Below are 19,075 nucleotides of genomic sequence, written 5' to 3' on the forward strand. Positions count from 1 at the left end.
ACCATGACTGAGAACAACGAACTGATCCGCCTCTCCGCCGCCGCGCTCGCCGAGAAGCTGGCCGCCCGCGAGATCACCGCCGTCGAGGTCACCCAGGCCTACCTGGACCGCATCGCCGCCGTCGACGGCAAGGTCCACGCCTTCCTCCACGTCAACGCCGACGAGGCGCTTGCCGTCGCCGCCGAAGTGGATGCGATCCGCGCCGCCGGCGGTGCCGCCGCCGAGGAGCTCCACGTCCTCGCGGGCGTCCCGATCGCCGTCAAGGACCTCATCGTCACGATCGGGCAGCCCACCACGGCCGGCTCGAAGATCCTCGAAGGCTGGCACAGCCCCTACGACGCCACCGTCGTCGAGCGCCTGCGCGCCGCCAAGATGCCGATCCTGGGCAAGACGAACCTCGACGAGTTCGCGATGGGCTCCTCCACCGAACACTCCGCCTACGGCCCGACGCACAACCCGTGGGACCTGGAGCGCATCCCCGGCGGTTCCGGCGGCGGCTCCGCCGCCGCCGTCGCGGCCTTCGAAGCCCCGCTGGCCCTCGGCACGGACACCGGCGGCTCCATCCGCCAGCCCGGCGCCGTCACCGGCACGGTCGGCGTCAAGCCCACCTACGGCGGCGTTTCCCGCTACGGGGCCATCGCCATGGCCTCCTCGCTGGACCAGATCGGCCCGGTCTCGCGCACCGTCCTCGACTCGGCCCTGCTGCATCAGGTGATCGGCGGGCACGACCCCCGCGACTCCACCTCGCTGCCGGACCCGCTCGAGGACCTCGTGGCCGCGGCCCGGACCGGCAACGTCAAGGGCATGAAGATCGGCATCATCAAGGAGCTCCACGGCGAGGGCTACCAGGCCGGCGTCGAGAACCGCTTCAACGAATCCCTCGAACTGCTCAAGGGCGCGGGCGCCGAGATCGTCGAGGTCTCCTGCCCCAACTTCAAGTACGCCCTGGGCGCGTACTACCTGATCATGCCGTCGGAGGCGTCCTCCAACCTGGCCAAGTTCGACGGCGTCCGGTACGGCCTGCGGGTCCTGCCCAAGGACGGTCCCATGACCATCGAGCGGGTCATGGGCGCCACCCGCGCCGCCGGCTTCGGCGATGAGGTCAAGCGCCGCATCATCCTGGGCACCTACGCCCTGAGCGCCGGCTACTACGACGCCTACTACGGCTCGGCCCAGAAGGTGCGCACCCTGATCCAGCGCGACTTCGACGCCGCGTTTGAAAAGGCCGACGTGCTGATTTCCCCGACGGCGCCGACCACGGCGTTCAAGCTCGGCGAGAAGCTCAACGACCCGCTGGCGATGTACCTCAACGACGTCGCCACCATCCCGGCGAACATGGCAGGCGTCCCGGGCCTGTCCCTGCCGGGCGGCCTGGCCGACGAGGACGGACTGCCCGTGGGCATCCAGCTTCTGGCACCGGCCCGCCAGGACGCCCGCCTGTACCGCGTCGGCGCGGTCCTGGAATCCCTGCTCGAGGCGCAGTGGGGCGGCCCGCTGCTGGACAAGGCCCCCTCGCTCACTGATTCTGCCGTTTCAAGCCACGGAGGCTCACACTAATGACTGACGCAACCCTCAGCTTCGAAGAGGCGATGGACAAGTACGATCCCGTCCTGGGTTTCGAGGTCCACGTGGAGCTCAACACCAAGACCAAGATGTTCTCCTCCGCGCCGAACGTCTTCGGCGACGAGCCGAACACCAACGTCAACGAGGTCGACCTTGGCATGCCCGGCGTGCTGCCGGTGGTGAACAAGACCGCGATCGAGTCCTCGATCAAGATCGGCCTGGCGCTGAACTGCAAGATCGCCGAGACGTGCCGCTTCGCCCGGAAGAACTACTTCTACCCGGACACCCCGAAAAACTTCCAGACCTCCCAGTACGACGAGCCCATCGCGTACGACGGCTACCTGGACATCGAACTCTCCGACGGCACCGTGTTCCGCGTCGAAATTGAACGCGCGCACATGGAGGAAGACGCCGGCAAGCTGACCCACATGGGCGGCGCCACCGGCCGCATCCAGGGCGCGGACTACTCCCTGGTGGACTACAACCGCTCCGGCGTGCCGCTGGTCGAGATCGTCACCAAGCCGATCGAAGGCGCCGGCAGCCGCGCCCCCGAACTCGCCAAGGCCTACGTGGCCGCCGTCCGCGAAATCGTCAAGAACCTCGGGGTCTCGGACGCGAAGATGGAACGCGGCAACGTCCGCTGCGACGCCAACGTCTCGCTGCGCCCGCACGGCCGCGAACGCTTCGGCATCCGCTCGGAGACCAAGAACGTCAACTCGCTGCGCGCCGTCGAACACGCCGTCCGCTACGAGATCCAGCGGCACGCCGCCGTGCTGGACGCCGGCGAGCCGGTCATCCAGGAAACCCGCCACTGGCACGAGGACACACGGACCACGACGTCGGGCCGGGCCAAGTCCGACGCCGACGACTACCGCTACTTCCCGGAACCGGACCTGGTCCCCATCACCGCGTCCCGCGAATGGGTCGAGGAACTCCGGGCCACCCTGCCCGAGCCGCCGGCCGCCCGCCGCAAGCGGCTGCAGGCCGACTGGGGCTACTCGGACCTGGAGTTCCGCGACGTCGTCAACGCCGGCGTCATGGACGAGATCGAGGAAACCATCGCCGCCGGCGCCACCGCCACCGTGGCCCGCAAGTGGTGGATGGGCGAGATCGTCGGACGTGCCAAGAACGCCGACGTCGATCCCGGCCAGCTCGGCGTCGCCCCGGCCACCATCGTGGAACTGAACAAGATGGTGGAGGACGGCAAGATCAACAACAAGATGGCCTCCGAGGTCCTGGACGGCGTCCTCGCCGGCGAGGGCACCCCGGCGGAAATCGTCGAGAAGCGCGGCCTCGCCGTGGTCTCCGACGACGCACCGCTCCTCGAAGCCATCGACGCGGCCCTCGCCGCGCAGCCCGACGTCGCGGACAAGATCCGCGCCGGCAAGGTCCAGGCGATCGGCGCGATCGTCGGCGGCGTCATGAAGGCCACCCGCGGGCAGGCCGACGCCGGCCGCGTCAAGGAGCTGATCCTGCAGCGCCTCGGCGTCGAGGGCTAGCCCCTAGCCGCCCACTAAATCGGTCATGATGGTCTGCAGCGCTTCGCAGACCATCATGACCGATGTGCGTTTAAGGTTCTCCGGCCGGGCCAGGACGTCGATCCGGCGCCGGGTGCTGATGCCCTCCAGCGGCCGCAGCACAATGTCCGGGTTCAGCACGGGCCGCGCGGTGTGCCGCGGCAGCAGGCCGATCACGCCGCCGGCCGCCACGAGCGCGGCCACGGTCGAGTAGTCGTTGATGCGGTGCACGATGTTCAGCTCACGGCTGGAGACCGCCGCGACGGCGGAGAGCACGTCGGCGGGGGAGTAGCCGGCGCGGCTCGTCACCCACGGTTCGCCCACGACGTCGTCGGCCGTCACCGCGCGCTGCCCGGCCAGCCGGTGCCCGGCGGGCAGTGCCACGTCCAGCGGCTCGTGCGCGAGCGGGATCACGGCGACGCGTTCCTCGGGCCAGCGGGGGCTGTGATCCATCCGGTGCGCCAGGACCAGGTCATAGCGTGCCGTCAGGGCGGGGAAATCCTGCTGGGCGACGTCCTCGTCGGAGAGCAGGATCCGCGGCTGGCCCGGGCCATCCAAGAGCCGTGCCAGCGGCGCGAACAGCGCCTGCCCGGCACTGTGGAAACCGCTGAGCGTCACCGGCGCCACCGGCGAGCCGTGGTAGGCGCCGATCGCCATCTTCGCATCCGCCATCGCGCTGACCACCGCGGCCCCGGCGTCCGCCAGGACCTGCCCGGCCTCCGTGAGCACGAGGTTCCGGCCCTCCTTGCGGGTCAGCGGCACCTCCACGGTCTTCTGCAGCGCGGCCAGTTGCTGGGACACGGCCGACGGCGTCACCAGGAGAGTTTCGGCCACGGCCTTGACGCTGCCCAGGGCCCCGAGTTCGCGCAACATCTCCAGCTGGTGGATTTCCATGCCAGCCATTCTATGCAACAGCAATTCCTAATTCGTCGATTGAGAAAAATTCGGTTGTGCTAATGCTTTCCGATGGGTCTAATGGGGTGAGTTGTCCCACACGCCCGCGCCGCACGGCGGAACAGAACGCGCGGAGCAGAACACCAAAAGCACAGTTAGGAAGGCCCATGAAGGCTCTCTACAAGGCCGGCGCCCACGCAGGGTTCGAGCTCGTCGACCGTCCCGAGCCGAAGACCGGCCCCGGCGACGTTAAGATCCGCGTCATGACCACCGGCATCTGCGGCACGGACCTGCATATCCAGGCCTGGGACGCCTGGGCGCAGGGCATCATCAACGCCCCCCTGATCGCCGGCCACGAGTTCTACGGCGAGGTCGTGGAGACCGGCGAGGACGTCCTGGACGTCAAGGTGGGGGACCGGGTCTCCGGCGAAGGCCACATTGTCTGCGGAATCTGCCGCAACTGCCGCGCCGGCCGCCGGCAGATGTGCATCAACACCGTCAGCGTCGGCGTCCAGCGCGACGGCGCCTTCGCCGAGTACGTGGTGATCCCCGAGACCAACGTCTGGGTCCACCAGGACCCCTCCGTCACCCCGGAGCTCGGCGCCATCTTCGACCCCTTCGGCAACGCCGTCCACACGGCCCTGAGTTTCCCCCTGGTCGGTGAGGACGTCCTGATCACCGGCGCCGGACCCATCGGCCTGATGGCGATCGCCGTCGCCCGGCACGCGGGCGCCCGCAAGATCGCGATCACCGACGTCTCCGCGCCCCGGCTGGAACTGGCCCGCCGGCTCGGGGTCGACCTCGCGATCGACGTGTCGAAGATGCGGGTCAAGGACGCCCAGCGCGAACTCGGCATGCGCGAAGGCTTCGACATCGGCATGGAAATGTCGGGACACCCCACCGCGCTGCCTGAGATGATCGACAACATGAACCACGGCGGCCGGATCGCGATGCTGGGACTGCCCAGCCAGTCCATCGACATCAACTGGGGCAAGGTGGTCACACACATGCTGACCATGAAGGGCATCTACGGCCGCGAAATGTTCGAGACCTGGTACGCGATGAGCGCCATGCTCTCCTCCAACCCGGTCCTGCACGCGAACATCTCGGCCGTGGTCACGGACACGCTGCCGGCCACCGACTGGGAAAAGGGTTTCGAGGTGGCCCGCGCCGGCGTCGGCGGCAAGGTGGTCCTCGACTGGACCGTTTTCTAGGCCCCATTCCTGACCGCCCGCTTCCGGGCCCCTGCCAGACACCGTCTTCCACGCACAGCATTCTGCCCCCGCATCCAACCAGCCGAGGAGCCAACCCATGTATTCAGCCATCAAGGACCAGCTGCAGCACGAACTCGATGAGATCCGCAGCGCCGGTCTGTTCAAGACCGAGCGGCACATCGACTCGCCGCAGGCCAACCGCATCAAGGCCGGACAGATCGGCGAGTCCGGCGCCGACGTGCTGAACTTCTGCGCCAACAACTACCTGGGCCTCGCCGACCACCCGGACATCATCGCGGCGGCGAAGACCGCGATGGACGAGCGCGGCTTCGGCATGGCCAGCGTCCGCTTCATCTGCGGCACCCAGGACCTGCACCTGGCACTGGAAAAGCGCGTCTCGGCGTTCCTCGGCACCGAGGACACCATCCTGTTCTCCAGCTGCTTCGACGCCAACGGCGGCGTGTTCGAGTCGCTCTTCGGCCCGGAAGACGCCGTCATCTCGGACGCCCTGAACCACGCGTCCATCATTGACGGCATCCGGCTCTGCAAGGCCCAGCGCTTCCGCTACGCCAACCAGGACATGGCAGACCTCGAATCGAAGCTGATCGAAGCCACCACGCAGGAGAACCCGGCCCGCCGCAAGATCATCGTCACGGACGGCGTCTTCTCGATGGACGGCTTCCTCGCCCCGCTCGAAGCGATCTGCGACCTCGCCGAAAAGTACGACGCCCTGGTCATGGTGGACGATTCCCACGCCGTCGGCTTCATGGGCGCCTCCGGTGCGGGCACCCCGGAGCACGCCGGCGTCTCGGACCGTGTGGACATCTACACCGGCACCTTCGGCAAGGCCCTCGGCGGCGCCTCGGGCGGCTACGTGTCCGGCCGCGGCGAGGTCGTGGCGATGCTCCGCCAGAAGGCCCGCCCGTACCTGTTCTCCAACTCGCTGGCCCCGGCGATCGTCGCCGCCACGCTCAAGGCCCTGGACCTCGTGGAAAGCTCCGGCGAACTGCGCGGCAAGCTCTTCGCGAACGCGGAGCTCTTCCGGAACCGCATGTCCGAGGAAGGCTTCGACCTGCTCCCCGGCGAGCACGCGATTGTCCCGGTGATGTTCGGCGACGCCGTCATGGCGGCCAAGGTGGCCGACGCCATGCTCCACAACGGCGTCTTCGTCACGGCGTTCAGCTACCCGGTGGTGCCCAAGGGCGCCGCCCGGATCCGCGTCCAGCTTTCGGCCGCGCACAGCGCCGACGACGTCGAGGCCTGCGTCCAGGCGTTCGTGCGCAGCCGCGCTGCGGTGGCCGCAGCCTCCTAGTCCGGATCCCTGAGGCCGGGCCCCACTTTCAGCACGGGGTCCGGCCCCACTCCAGGGGCCCGGCTCCACTCGTTCATCCCGGCGTCCTGCACTGCCTTGTCCGCGGGACATGCCCAGCTCCGGCAGCGAGGACTGGACATAATGCCACTATGTCCAATGGCGACGACCAACGACGGGCATGTCCCGGGCTGGCCCGCGGCAAAGGGGGACATGTCCAGTCGTGCGGACCAGGGAAGGACGAAACCACCGTGGGCCACTGGGCGCGTCACCCCCCGGGACCGGATCAGACTCGCTGTCGTGAGGGAGTGCGTCCCGGCGGCTCGTGCTTCGTAAAGGACGACGCGGATTAGTGTCCCGCCGTGTGCCACCCTGCTCATTTCCCGTAAACAGCCGCCGCGCACGTGAATTCTTTTTGAGGCCTGGCCCCATAAAGGCGCCCGGTTTCCCATGTGACTTGGATTTGTCCGTGATTTCTTCGGGGCCGTGGCGGCCGCCGGAGGCCGCGCCGGAGCCGCTGCCCGGACCGGGCAATATGGCTCTGTTACTGGCATTCTTACGGCTCTGACCTCGTGTTTCTTCTCACGACAGACGTCCTTGCGGCCCCGGCGGCGGCGTCAATAGCGTGGATCAGGACCCGCCCCACGAGCCAAGGACTGACATGCCCGCACCTGCCGTCACGGATCCACGCACTCCTGCTGCCACCGGCAGCCGGATTCCCCTCCGAACAGTCCTGACCTCCGGGCTTCGCTGGGATTTACCGGCGTCCCTTGTGGTGTTCCTCGTGGCGGTCCCGCTGTCGCTGGGCATCGCGGCGGCGTCCGGCGCGCCGGTGATGGCCGGCCTGATCGCAGCAGCCATCGGCGGGATCGTGGCGGGCACCCTGGGCGGCTCGCCCCTGCAGGTGAGCGGCCCCGCCGCAGGCCTGACCGTCATTGTCGCCGGCCTGATAGAACAGTTCGGCTGGCCGGCCACCTGCGCCATCACCGCGGCTGCAGGCGTCCTGCAGGCGCTCTTCGGGTTCGCCCGGGTTGGCCGTGTCGCCCTGGCCATCGCACCGGTCGTCGTGCACGCCATGCTGGCCGGAATCGGCATCATCATCGTGCTGCAGCAGACCCATGTGCTGCTCGGCGCCGAGGCCGGGGAATCAGCCTGGCAGAACGTCAAAGCCCTCCCGGCCAGCTTCGCCTCGCTGGACGCCCAGACCGCGGTTCTGGGCGTCGCCGTGATCCTGCTGCTGCTTGGCTGGAAGTACATGCCGGCACCCCTGCAGCGTGTCCCCGCACCGCTGGTGGCGGTAGTCGCCGCCACGGCGCTGTCGCTCCCGTTGGCGTCCGATGTCGACCGAATCACCTTCGACGGGTCCCTGCTGGACGCGCTGTCCTTGCCGCAACTGCCGGCCGGACACTGGAGCGCCGTCGCCGTCGGAATCGTGACCATCGCCTTGGTGGCCAGCGTCGAGTCGCTGCTTTCCGCGGTGGCCGTGGACCGGATGCACCAGGGCGAACGCACCGATTTCAACCGTGAACTCGTTGGCCAAGGCGCGGCAAACCTCACCTCCGGCATGTTGGGCGGCCTTCCCATCACCGGGGTGATCGTGCGCAGCGCCACGAACTTGGAAGCCGGGGCGCGGACCCGCAAGTCCGCTATTTTTCACGGCGTCTGGGTGCTGTTCTTCTCGCTTCTGCTGGCCGGTGTCATTGAACTGGTTCCGGTGGCTGTTTTGGCGGGTCTGCTGATCATCATCGGCGTGCGGCTGGTGAAGGTGGCTGACTTCACCACGGCACGCATAACCGGAGACCTGGCCATTTACGTTGTCACGGTTTTGACCGTCGTGTTCGTGAACCTCCTGGCCGGGGTGGTCACCGGGCTCGCCCTGGCCATGGCAGCTGTGCTGTGGCGCGTGGTCCGGGCCGGGATCCACGCCGAACCGCTCGGCGCGCGGGACGAACAGCGCTGGCGTGTGGTCATTGACGGCTCCTGCAGCTTCCTGGCGCTTCCCCGCCTCAGCCACGTGCTCGCGTCCGTGCCGTCAGGATCGCACGTGACCGTCGAGCTGGAGGTGGACTTCCTTGATCACCCGGTCCAGGACACCCTGGACGCCTGGCGCCGGCGCCACGTCAGCAACGGCGGCACCGTGGAGATCGAGGAAAGCGGCACCGCCACCCTTCGCGAGGCCCAAGACCGCCCGCCGGCGCGCGGCAGTTCACGCTCGGCTCTTCGCGGCGGGTTTGCCCCCTGGCGCAGCTGGCAGCGGCATGGGCGGACCGGACACACCGGCCCGACGCCCGAAGTGCCAGGCCCGCTCAGTCCGGTGCTGGCCGGCGTGGACAACTACCACCGCCGCCACGCTCACCTGCTCCGTCCCCACGTGCAGGAACTCTCCGCCGGGCAGGACCCGGACACGCTGTTCCTTACCTGCGCGGATTCCCGGCTGGTGCCGAACCTGATCACCAGCAGCGGCCCCGGAGACCTCTTTACCGTTCGCAACGTGGGCAACGTTGTCGGTAACGCTGGGGGCGGTGACAGCCTCGATCCGTCAGTGGAGGCCGCCCTCGAATTCGCGCTCAAGGAACTCTCCGTCAAGTCCGTGGTCATCTGCGGACACTCTGGCTGCGGAGCGATGTCCGCCCTGATGGCCGAGGCGGCAACGGCGCCGGAGCGCTCTACTGCCATGGCAGGGACCGGGCGCGACCCCGTCGACGTCTGGCTGGACCACGCCCGGCCGAGCATGGCAGCGTTCCGCGCGGGTCACACGGTGCAGGCCGAGGCGGCGAATGCCGGGTATGGGGAGACGGATCAATTGGCCATGGTCAACGTCGCCATCCAGCTGGAGCAACTGCAGCGGCATCACAGCCTGCGGCAGGCATTGCGCTCGGGCGAGCTGCATCTGACGGGCCTGTTCTACGACATCGCCACGGCCCAGGTGTTGCAGGTGACTCCGGCGGGCATCAGCCATCTGGACCCGCTTCCGCGGGCCACCGACGGCGCCGGCCGCCCGGGCACAGGTCGCGGCACGGGCTGACCCGAGAATCTGCAAGGATGGGAGCATGTCAGCTCATTACGATGTCGTAATTGTCGGCGGCGGGATCGCCGGCCTGTCCCTTGCTTCCACCCTGGCGGGGCAATGCCGCGTGGCCCTGATCGAAGCCGAGCAGACCCTGGCCTACCACACCTCGGCCCGCTCGGCCCGGCAACTGATTCCCAGCTACGGCCCGCCCGTGGTCCAGGAACTGACCGTCCGGACGCTCGACCTCATCGCCGCCGAGGACGCCGAACGTCCGGAACCGGTGCTTACCCCGCGCAGCTTCATGCTGATCGGGGACGACGCCACCGTCCGGGCGCAGGCCAGCGGCCACATGCGCCGGATCACCCACGCCGAGGCACTGGACCTGTGCCCGGCTCTGGTCCCGGACTCGTTCAGCGCCGCCGGCCTGGACACCGGATCCTTCGCCTGCAACGCCCCCGTGCTGCTCGAGGACCACCGCCGCCGTGCCGAAGCGGGAGGCGTGGACATCATCACCGGCGCCCGGGTCCATTCGGCCCAGCGCCTCGGCACCGGCTGGGAACTGGGCGCCGGACAGGAAGGCTTCCAGTCCGCCGTCGTGGTCAATGCCGCCGGTGCCTGGGCTGACGAGCTCGCCGTCCTCAGTGGCGTCGAAAAAGTCCAGCTGCAGCCGTACCGGCGCACCGCGGCGATCGTCGACGTCGAGAATCCGCTCCCGGAGTCCAGCCCCTTTGTGGCCGCTGCCGACGAATCCTTCTATTTCCGCCCGGACGGAACGCACGTCCTCATCTCGCCGTCGGAATCCGTCCCGAGCGGTCCGGAGGACGCACAGCCGTACCCGGGCGACGTCGAACGGCTCGTCGCCCGGCTCAACACGATCACGACACTCGGGATCCGGAACGTCCGCACGGCGTGGACGGGGCTGCGGACGGAGGCCGCCGACGGCGTCCCGGTGGTGGGTTTCGACGCCGAGGCCACCGGATTCTTCTGGCTCGCCGGCCAGGGCGGGTACGGATTCCAGACCTCCTCGGCCATCGCGGAACTGGCCGCCGGGCTGATCCTGGCCGGTCAGGGCCCCGCCGCCGCGGCCCAGACCCCGACTGTGTCCCGGTCCACCGACGCCAGTCCGGCATCCCGGACAGCGGAGGCGCTGGCCGCGACCCGCTGGTCCATCCGGCGCTGAAGAATGGATCCATGAGTACCCTCATCACCAATATCGCCGAACTGATGACCCAGGACGCGGAACACCGCGTCCTCCGCGACGCGGCGGTGGTGATCGAGGGGGAGCGGATTTCCTGGCTCGGCCCCGCAGCCGACGCCCCGGCCGCGGACGAACGGGTGGACGCCGGGGGCCGGGCGCTCCTGCCGGGCTGGGTCGACTCGCACACGCACCTGATCTTCGCGGGGGACCGCACGGCCGAGTTCGAGGCCCGGATGGCGGGACAAAGCTACAGCGCCGGCGGGATCGCTGTCACCACCGGCGCCACCCGGAGCACGAGCGACTTCGACCTCACCCGGCTGGCGATGGGCCGTGTCGCGGAGGCCGTGTCGCAGGGCACCACCTACCTGGAGACCAAAACCGGCTACGGCCTGGACCTCGAGAACGAGGCCCGCAGCGCCCGCATCGCCTCCACCGTGGCGGACGAGGTGACCTACCTGGGGGCGCACCTCGTGCCCGCCGGGATGGACGCGGAGGAATACACGGAGCTGGTCTGCGGGCCGATGCTCACCGCAGTGCGGCCCTACGTCCGCTGGGCCGACGTCTTCTGCGAGCAGGGCGCCTTCAACGAGGACCAGTCCCGCCGGGTGCTGCTGGCCTGCAAGGCCGCCGGGCTGGGGCTGCGCGTCCACGGCAACCAGCTCGGCGAGGGCCCGGGCGTCCGGCTGGCGGTGGAAGTCGGCGCCGCCAGCGTGGACCACGTGAACTACCTTTCGGCCGCGGACGTCGATGCCCTCGCCGCCAGCTGGTCCGGGTGGGACGCCGCCGGCGGCAGCGGCACGCGCGGCACGGTTGCCACCTGCCTGCCTGCCTGCGATCTTTCCACCCGGCAGCCGCTAGCCCCCGGCCGGGAACTGCTCGACGCCGGCGTGCAGCTGGCGCTGGCCTCCAACTGCAACCCCGGCACGTCCTACACCAGCTCCATGGCGTTCTGCGTCACCACCGCTGTGCTGCAGATGCGGCTCAGCGTCCACGAGGCGGTGCGCGCCGCGACGTACGGCGGCGCGCTGGCCCTGGGCCGGGAGTCCGGGAACGACGTCGACGGCGAACGCGCGGTGGGTTCGGTCGCCGTCGGACACCGGGCGGACCTGCACCTGCTCAACGCGCCTTCCGCCACGCACCTGGCCTACCGGCCCGGCATCCCCTTGACGCACGCGGTGTGGCGGGCCGGTGTAGCGCAGCCCACCCGTTAGCCGGCCGGTCCGCTGACGGGCCCTAGAACATCATGGGCGGCGCGTCCAGGACGGTCTCGTCCACGCGCCTCTTCTCCCACTGCGTGAAGGGCTTGTCGAGCTCGTACTTCCCGCGCGCGGTGCGCAGCAGGGTGCGGACCTCGGCGTTCTCCGGGTTGTTCAAGGATTCGAAGTATTCCACCGACCAGTGGAACCAGCGCATGCAGAACAGCCGCATGGTCAAGCCGTGCGTCACGAACAGCGCGTTTGGGGCATAGCCGGGCTTGGACCAGTGCCGGTGCAGGGTTTCCATGAAGGAGGAAATCCTGTCGTACACATCGGAACCGGACTCGCCCTCGCGGAAGCGGTAGAAGAAGTGCCCGTAGGCGTTGCGGAGCTCCTTCTGGTCCTCAATGTCGCCGGCGATCTGAAAGTTGGCCCAGTCCTGTTCGCGCAGGCGCGGTTCCTCGATCACCCGTTCCACGAGCGGGCCGAGATTCAGCGCCTCCAGGGTCTGGTAGGCGCGCAGGTACGGGGAGACGTAGACGCACACCGGGCGGCCGTCCAGCTGGCGCCGGACCTCTTCCCCGGCCGCGGTGGCCTGCTCCAGGCCCAGGGGTGTCAACGGGATCCGGTAGTCCGGAACACGGTTGTAGATCGAGGTGTCGGCATTGGCGGCAGACTGGCCGTGCCGGATCATGATGATTTTCCGGGGCGCGCTCATAGTCCCCAAGCATAGGGCTCCAAAAAGGCAGGTGCCGCAGGCAGAACCCCGCGCGGCCGGCACCACGCGGGCACCAGCAAACTATCGGCAAGTGCAGGCAAGATAGAACCATGTTGGTTCCCTCCCGCCGTCGGCTGCGGTTCGAAGTGTTGATTGTCCTGGGGTTGTCGCTGGGGCAGTCCGCGGTCTACTCCCTGGTGCAGCTGCTGGACAAGATGACCACGGCGCCGCTGGCCCAGGGGACGTCCACCCTGAACCGTTCGCAGAGCGCGCGCGAATACTTCGACCTCACGTACCAGTTGCTGGACATCGTCTTCGCCCTGGTGCCGGTGGCCCTCGTGATCTATTTCCTCACCGAGCACTGGCCGGCCGGTCAGCGCGGGACCTCGGCGTTCCGAAGGATCGGCTTCGACTTCGCCCGGCCCGGCAAGGACCTGCTGCAGGGCCTGGGACTCGCCGCGCTGATCGGCATTCCGTCCCTGGGGCTCTACGCGGCGGGCCGGGCGATGGGGATCACGACGGCGATCATCCCCAGCGCCCTGGACGCGTACTGGTGGACCGTGCCGGTGCTGGTCCTGTCTGCGATCCGGCACGGGGTGGTCGAGGAAGTGATTGTGGTGGCGTACCTGCTGGACCGGCTCGGGAAACTGGGCTGGAGCGTGCCGGCAGCCATTGCCGCCAGCGCCCTGCTCCGCGGCAGCTATCACCTGTACCAGGGGTTCGGGCCGTTCATCGGCAACGCGGTGATGGGCGTCGTCTTCGCGCTGGTGTACACGCGGACTAAACGGGTGATGCCGCTCGTGATCGCCCACGCCATCCTGGACACCGTGGCGTTCGTGGGGTTCAGCCTGTTCGGCAAGGCCGTGGGCCTGGGCTGAGCCTCACACAGCAACGCGGGGTCACTTCTGGCCCATCCGGATCCCCCGGATGGGCCAGAAGTGACCCCGCGTTGCGTTTAGGGGCCGGCACCCTGACCGGCCTTAAATGATCTCGGCCGCCGTCTCCTGGGTGACATCGTTGGCACCTAGGAGATGGCGGCCGAAGCGTGGGGCAGATGGAGCGTTAGATCGTGACCGCTCCGGAGGCGGTCTCGAAGGTGACGGAGAGGATGCCGGGAGTACCGTGCGGCGCGATCCAGTTCACGGCGACGTCTTCCAGCGGCTTTTCAACCGGTTCGCCCAGCCACTCCGTGACGCGGGCTGCCGAACCGGCAATGGTCAGCGCGGACATCTTGACATCGCTCGCGTAGGCGTTGGACGGGTGCAGTTCCGGGTCACCCTCCCACTTGAGCATGTAGGGCACCTGGGGGTCGGCGATGAGCCCCAGGATGCCGATCTGCTTCCAGACCAGTTCGCGGCCGTCGGGAAACTTCCGGTTGCCGTTGACGGCGGCGCGGCCGAGCCGCTCCTCGAACGGGGCCAGGTCGTCAACCTCGACGCACCAGCCCATCCAGCCGCCGCCGGCCTCGGAACGTGCCCGGACGGCCTGGCCGAACGGGGCCTTGTCGGAGGCCGGGTGGTTCAGGACCTCCACGACTTCCAGGTACTTGTGTCCCGCGAGCGGGATGATCATGTTGCGTGTCCCGAAACGGGGGTGCACTCCACCCTTCACGGCTTCAACGCCGAGGGCAGACGCAATACGTTCAGTGGTGGCTGCCAAGCCATCGTGTTCACAGGCGTAAGAGACGTGATCCATGCGCATGCCATCATCTTGGCACTTTGTGATGGACCTCTCAGCTTAGGCTCCCCTAACCGTCATGGGACGTCCCGGCGCGCTGATCGGGGCGGCCCGGGACGCGCCGCCACGGAGGCCGTCTTCATCTTCGTCATAAAGCTATCCAGGGCTGCGCCGCCATTCCTACACTTAACCCAGGTCATGAGTGCCAGCGCACAGCCCCGGCTTGCTGGCCGGCAACCCTCGTATCGCGGTGGGGTGCCCCGGGTGAAGACCTGGCCGTCCGGCGCCCGCCGGAGGGCAAGCGCGGCGCCTGTCCCGGTCCGGGCCAAAAAAGCCCCGGCCGGTGCTGTGCCCAGTGACTCGAGGAGCATCAATGTCCAACGCCTGGTCCTTTGAAACCCGCCAGATCCACGCCGGCCAGGAGCCGGACAGCGCCACCGGCGCGCGTTCCCTGCCCATCTACCAGACGACGTCGTTCGTGTTCCCCAGCGCCGAAAGCGCCGCGAACCGCTTCGCGCTCGCCGAACTCGCGCCCATCTACACCCGGATCGGCAACCCCACCCAGGACGCCGTCGAACAGCGCGTGGCCAGCCTGGAAGGCGGCCTCGCGGCCCTGCTGCTCAGCTCCGGCCAGGCCGCCGAGACGTTCGCGATCCTCAATATCGCCGAGGCCGGGGACCACGTGGTGGCCAGCCCCAGCCTCTACGGCGGAACCTACAACCTGCTCGCCCACACGCTGAAGAAGTTCGGCATCTCCGTGACCTTCGTGGCGGACCCGGACAACCTGGACCAGTGGCGGGACGCCGTCCAGCCCAACACCAAGCTGTTCTTCGGCGAAGTGGTCTCCAACCCCCGCCAGGACGTGCTGGACATCGAGGGCGTCTCCCGCGTGGCGCACGAGGCCGGCGTGCCGCTGGTCGTCGACAACACGCTCTCCACCCCCTACCTGATCCGGCCGATCGAGTGGGGCGCGGACATCGTGGTCCATTCCGCCACCAAGTACCTCGGCGGGCACGGCGCCGCAATCGCCGGCGTGATCGTGGACTCCGGCAACTTCGACTTCGGGAAGGACCCGGAGCGGTTCCCCGGCTTCAACACCCCGGACCCCACCTACAACGGCCTGGTCTACGCCCGCGACCTCGGCGCCGACGGCGCACTGGGCGCGAACCTTTCCTACATCCTCAAGGCCCGGGTCCAGCTCCTGCGCGACCTCGGCTCCGCGGTGTCCCCGTTCAACGCCTTCCTCATCGCCCAGGGCATCGAAACGCTGAGCCTGCGCGTCGAGCGCCACGTGGCCAACGCCACCAAGGTGGCGCAATGGCTGGAGGGGCGGGACGACGTCGAATCGGTCGCCTACGCCGGGCTGCCGTCCAGCCCCTGGTACGAGCGCGGCCGCAAGTATGGGCCCAAGGGGACCGGCGCCGTCGTGGCGTTCAACATCGCCGGGGGAGCGGAGGCCGGCAAGCGGTTCGTCGATGCCCTCGAACTGCACTCGCACGTCGCGAACATCGGTGATGTCCGGTCCCTGGTGATCCACCCGGCGTCGACCACCCATAGCCAGCTCTCGCCCGAACAGCAGACGATCGCCGGCGTGAACCCCGGGCTGGTGCGGCTGTCGGTGGGACTGGAGCACATCGACGACATCCTCGCGGACCTCGACGCCGGATTCCGCGCGGCCAAGTCCGCCTAGTCACCCCGGCCGGCCTCCCCGCAAGGGGCGGCCGGCCAGGGGGCTGTCACATGGAAGTCACAATCTTCGTGATTTCCGCACCGTGTTTCGTAGACTCGTACCAGGTCATGAGTGCCAGCGACAGCCCCGGCTTGCTGGCCGGCAACCCTCCTTTTGCGGCGGGGTGCCCCGGGTGAAGACCTGGCCTGCCGGTCAGCTGACGGCAGGCAAGCGCGAAGATAGGTCCTCACATGACGATTGCCGTCACCCGCACGGGTGTACCCGAAACCAAACCATCCCGGACCCCGGACGGGACCGTCCAGTCCGTCAGGATCGGTGATCTGCAGCTCGAATCCGGGATCCTGCTGCCGGATGTGGTCCTCGCCTACGAGACGTGGGGGACCCTGAACGCTGACGCCTCCAACGCTGTCCTCATTGAACACGCCCTGACCGGCGACACGCATGTGACCCGCGGCGAAAGCGGGGAACCCGGCTGGTGGGAACAGCTCGCCGGACCCGGAGCGCCCGTGGACACGGACAAGTATTTCGTCGTCTCGATCAACATCCTGGGCGGCTGCTACGGTTCCACGGGACCCTCCACCCCGGCCCCCGACGGGCGCCCCTGGGGATCGCGCTTCCCGCTCGTCACCCTGCGCGACACCACCGCTGCCGAGGCGCGGCTGGCCGACGCCCTGGGCATCGGTTGCTGGTACGCCGTGGTGGGCGGCTCGCTTGGCGGCGCACGCGCCCTTGAATGGGCCGTCACCTACCCCAGCCGGGTCCGACGCTGCGCCGTGATTTCCGTCGGCCCCAGCAGCACGGCCGAACAGATTGCCTTTGCGCAGGCCCAGACGCTGGCCATCCGCCAGGATCCCCACTTCAACGGGGGGAACTACTACGGCGGCCCCGAGCCCGAGGCTGGGCTCGCCCTCGCCCGCCGCATCGCGCACATCACCTACCGCTCCGCGGCCGAACTGGACGGCCGGTTTGGCCGGAACGCCCAGGAGTCCGAGACGCCCCTGGAAGCCGGATCGCTGGCCGGACGCGGGCGCTACCAGGTGGAAAGCTACCTGGACCACCAGGGCAGCAAGCTGGTCCGGCGCTTCGATGCCAACAGCTACATCGCCATTACCGAAGCCCTCATGAGCCACGATGTCTGCCGCGGGCGGGGCAGCCTCGCGGAGGCCCTGGCCCCGGCCACCGCAGAGTTCCTCGTGGCGGCCGTGGACTCGGACCGCCTGTACTTCCCGGCCCAGTCCCGCCAGCTGGCCGAGGCCCTGCCGGGCGGAGCGGAACTGCACATCATCGAAGCGCCGATCGGCCACGACGGCTTCCTGACCGAAATCGGCCAGCTCAGCGGGCAGCTCCGGGAGACCTTCTTCGGCCACTAGGCCCGCCTGCTTGTGCATTTTTGCAGACGCGCTCTGCACTAATGGCCGTTGAGGCTCAGCGCGGGAGCGTCCATACTCATGGGGAATGACGCCATGTGCCCTACATCACGGGCGTCCTCAGTCCAATGGTCCGCAGGGTGTCGAAGGCGACACCGAAGGAGTTCTCATGAGCACGGAAAACGCCGCGACAACGCGCGCAGACGAGCCGGACGTCCAAACGTCCGGACTGAAGAAGGTAGTAACGGCCTCCATGGCCGGCACAGTGGTTGAGTGGTATGAATTCTTCCTCTACGCCTCCGCCGCCACGCTGGTCTTCGGCAAAACGTTCTTCCCCAATTCGGGCACGGAACTCGACGGCATTATCGCCGCGTTCCTGACCTACGCCGTCGGATTCGTGGCCCGCCCGATCGGCGGCATCGTCTTCGGCCACTTCGGCGACAAGTTCGGCCGCAAGCAGCTGCTCCAGGTCAGCATCCTCCTGGTGGGCGTCTCCACCTTCCTGATGGGCTGTCTGCCCACCTTCGCGCAGATCGGCTACTGGGCCCCGGCGCTGCTGGTCTTCCTGCGCTTTGCCCAGGGCTTCGCCGTCGGCGGTGAATGGGGCGGCGCCGTCCTGCTCGTCGCCGAGCACAGCCCCAGCAAGTCCCGCGGGTTCTGGTCCAGCTGGCCGCAGTCGGCCGTTCCGCTCGGCAACCTGCTCGCCACCGCCGTGCTGTTCACGCTGTCCTCCGTGCTGTCCTCCGCCGACTTCCTCAGCTGGGGCTGGCGCGTCGCCTTCTGGCTCTCCGCCGTGATCGTGCTGGTCGGCTACTACATCCGCACCAAGGTCCAGGACGCCCCCATCTTCCTGGAAGCCCAAAAGGAAGTCGAAGTCGAGAACAAGGGCTACGGCGTGGCCGAAGTCTTCCGCCGCTACCCGCGGGGCGTCTTCACCGCGATGGGCCTGCGCTTCGCCGAGAACATCCTCTACTACCTCGTGGTCACCTTCTCGATCACGTACCTGAAGGTCGTCGTCCAGACAGACACCTCCCGGATCCTGCTGCTGCTGCTCGTGGCCCACTTCATCCACTTCGCCGTGATCCCGATGGTCGGCAGGCTCTCGGACAACGTCGGCCGCAAGCCCGTCTACATGGCCGGCGCCATCCTCGGCGGCACGTGGGGCTTCTTCGCCTTCCCGATGATGGACACCAAGAACGACTTCATCATCCTCGCTGCGATCACCATCGGCCTGCTGTTCCACTCCCTGATGTACGCCGGCCAGCCGGCGCTCATGGCCGAAATGTTCCCGACCCGGATGCGCTACTCCGGTGTCTCGCTGGGCTACCAGGTCACTTCGATTGTGGCCGGTTCGCTGGCTCCGATCATCGCCGTCGCCCTCCTGGGCCAGTACAAGTCCTCCGTCCCGGTCGCCATCTACCTCCTCGGCGCCTGTGTGGTCACTTTGGTTGCGGTCTTCTTCCTTAAGGAAACCCGCGGCATCTCGCTCCGGGACGTCGACGCCGCCGACGCCCAGGGCACCGCTGACCTCCTCGCCGCCAGCAAGCGGTAATCCTCACCGGCCCCATCAAACCGTTGGGGCAGACTGCCCGGATCCGCGCACGGCGCGGACCGGGCAGTCTGCGTTAAAGCGGCAGGCCAACGCGGCAGGCCAACGCGGCAGGCCAACGCGGCAGGCCAACGCGGCAGGCCAACGCGGCAGGCCAACGCGGCAGGCCAACG

At 68.4% G+C, this 19,075-nt stretch carries 14 protein-coding genes and 2 riboswitches; of the genes, 11 read left to right on the top strand and 3 right to left on the bottom strand.

The genetic code is table 11. The features are described 5' to 3' along the window. The first annotated feature begins 3 nt into the window (after nt 1-3). Both gatA and gatB read left to right on the top strand, forming a co-directional pair. Nucleotides 4-1,557, top strand: a complete 1,554-nt coding sequence (gene gatA / locus ABH915_RS07305; RefSeq protein ID WP_018774592.1) for an Asp-tRNA(Asn)/Glu-tRNA(Gln) amidotransferase subunit GatA — start codon at nt 4-6, stop codon at nt 1,555-1,557. Beyond that, nucleotides 1,557-3,062: an Asp-tRNA(Asn)/Glu-tRNA(Gln) amidotransferase subunit GatB gene (gene gatB, locus ABH915_RS07310; RefSeq protein WP_370119435.1), complete on the top strand. Its 1,506-nt coding sequence runs from the start codon at nt 1,557-1,559 to the stop codon at nt 3,060-3,062. The genes gatA and gatB overlap by 1 nt, the downstream gene beginning before the upstream one ends. A 3-nt stretch (nt 3,063-3,065) precedes the next feature. Here gatB and ABH915_RS07315 read toward each other — a convergent pair whose 3' ends face one another. Then, entirely contained in the window at nt 3,066-3,974 is a 909-nt protein-coding gene (locus tag ABH915_RS07315) for a LysR family transcriptional regulator (RefSeq protein WP_018774590.1), read from the bottom strand. 167 nt (nt 3,975-4,141) lie between these two features. On the opposite strand from ABH915_RS07315, the gene tdh reads away from it, so the two are divergent. The 5 genes from tdh (at nt 4,142) to hutI (ending at nt 11,916) form a co-directional block, all read left to right on the top strand. Continuing rightward, the gene (gene tdh, locus ABH915_RS07320; RefSeq protein ID WP_370119437.1) at nt 4,142-5,188 is read left to right on the top strand and encodes an L-threonine 3-dehydrogenase; all 1,047 of its coding nucleotides are present in this window, start codon (nt 4,142-4,144) and stop codon (nt 5,186-5,188) included. A 97-nt stretch (nt 5,189-5,285) separates the two neighbouring features. Further along, nucleotides 5,286-6,500, top strand: coding sequence for a glycine C-acetyltransferase (locus ABH915_RS07325; protein WP_370119440.1), 1,215 nt, complete (start codon nt 5,286-5,288; stop codon nt 6,498-6,500). Nucleotides 6,501-7,158: 658 nt separating this feature from the next. Then, nucleotides 7,159-9,522, top strand: coding sequence for a SulP family inorganic anion transporter (locus tag ABH915_RS07330; protein WP_370119443.1), 2,364 nt, complete (start codon nt 7,159-7,161; stop codon nt 9,520-9,522). Nucleotides 9,523-9,547: 25 nt separating this feature from the next. Further along, the gene (locus ABH915_RS07335) at nt 9,548-10,687 is read left to right on the top strand and encodes an NAD(P)/FAD-dependent oxidoreductase (protein WP_370119445.1); all 1,140 of its coding nucleotides are present in this window, start codon (nt 9,548-9,550) and stop codon (nt 10,685-10,687) included. A gap of 11 nt (nt 10,688-10,698) precedes the next feature. Then, nucleotides 10,699-11,916 (top strand): imidazolonepropionase, encoded by a 1,218-nt coding sequence (hutI, locus tag ABH915_RS07340; RefSeq protein WP_370119448.1) that lies wholly within the window; start codon nt 10,699-10,701, stop codon nt 11,914-11,916. Nucleotides 11,917-11,938: 22 nt separating this feature from the next. On the opposite strand, the gene ABH915_RS07345 is transcribed toward hutI, so the two are convergent. Further along, nucleotides 11,939-12,619 (bottom strand): histidine phosphatase family protein, encoded by a 681-nt coding sequence (locus ABH915_RS07345; RefSeq protein WP_026266631.1) that lies wholly within the window; start codon nt 12,617-12,619, stop codon nt 11,939-11,941. A gap of 110 nt (nt 12,620-12,729) precedes the next feature. Here ABH915_RS07345 and ABH915_RS07350 point away from each other — a divergent pair, with 110 nt between their 5' ends. Next, nucleotides 12,730-13,497, top strand: a complete 768-nt coding sequence (locus ABH915_RS07350) for a CPBP family intramembrane glutamic endopeptidase (RefSeq protein WP_018774584.1) — start codon at nt 12,730-12,732, stop codon at nt 13,495-13,497. Nucleotides 13,498-13,681: 184 nt separating this feature from the next. Here the strand turns inward: ABH915_RS07350 and ABH915_RS07355 are convergent, their stop codons facing one another. Then, nucleotides 13,682-14,320 carry a VOC family protein gene (locus ABH915_RS07355; RefSeq protein WP_026266630.1) on the bottom strand — a complete coding sequence of 213 codons (639 nt, stop codon included), beginning with the start codon at nt 14,318-14,320 and terminating at the stop codon, nt 13,682-13,684. A gap of 170 nt (nt 14,321-14,490) precedes the next feature. Continuing rightward, nucleotides 14,491-14,606: riboswitch (SAM riboswitch) on the top strand. Between the two features lie 63 nt (nt 14,607-14,669). Between ABH915_RS07355 and ABH915_RS07360 the strand changes: the two genes are divergently transcribed. From ABH915_RS07360 to ABH915_RS07370, 3 genes are all read left to right on the top strand, one after another. Continuing rightward, nucleotides 14,670-15,986 carry a bifunctional o-acetylhomoserine/o-acetylserine sulfhydrylase gene (locus tag ABH915_RS07360; RefSeq protein WP_026537684.1) on the top strand — a complete coding sequence of 439 codons (1,317 nt, stop codon included), beginning with the start codon at nt 14,670-14,672 and terminating at the stop codon, nt 15,984-15,986. Between the two features lie 103 nt (nt 15,987-16,089). Next, nucleotides 16,090-16,205: riboswitch (SAM riboswitch) on the top strand. A gap of 11 nt (nt 16,206-16,216) precedes the next feature. Beyond that, complete coding sequence (locus tag ABH915_RS07365; RefSeq protein WP_370119454.1) at nt 16,217-17,356, top strand: homoserine O-acetyltransferase; 1,140 nt, start codon at nt 16,217-16,219, stop codon at nt 17,354-17,356. A gap of 166 nt (nt 17,357-17,522) precedes the next feature. Further along, nucleotides 17,523-18,905: an MFS transporter gene (locus ABH915_RS07370; protein ID WP_370119457.1), complete on the top strand. Its 1,383-nt coding sequence runs from the start codon at nt 17,523-17,525 to the stop codon at nt 18,903-18,905. The last annotated feature ends 170 nt before the right edge of the window (nt 18,906-19,075 follow it).

Origin of the sequence: Arthrobacter sp. MW3 TE3886 (assembly GCF_041262145.1) — a bacterium.
In the GTDB taxonomy this organism is placed as follows: Bacteria; Actinomycetota; Actinomycetes; order Actinomycetales; family Micrococcaceae; genus Arthrobacter.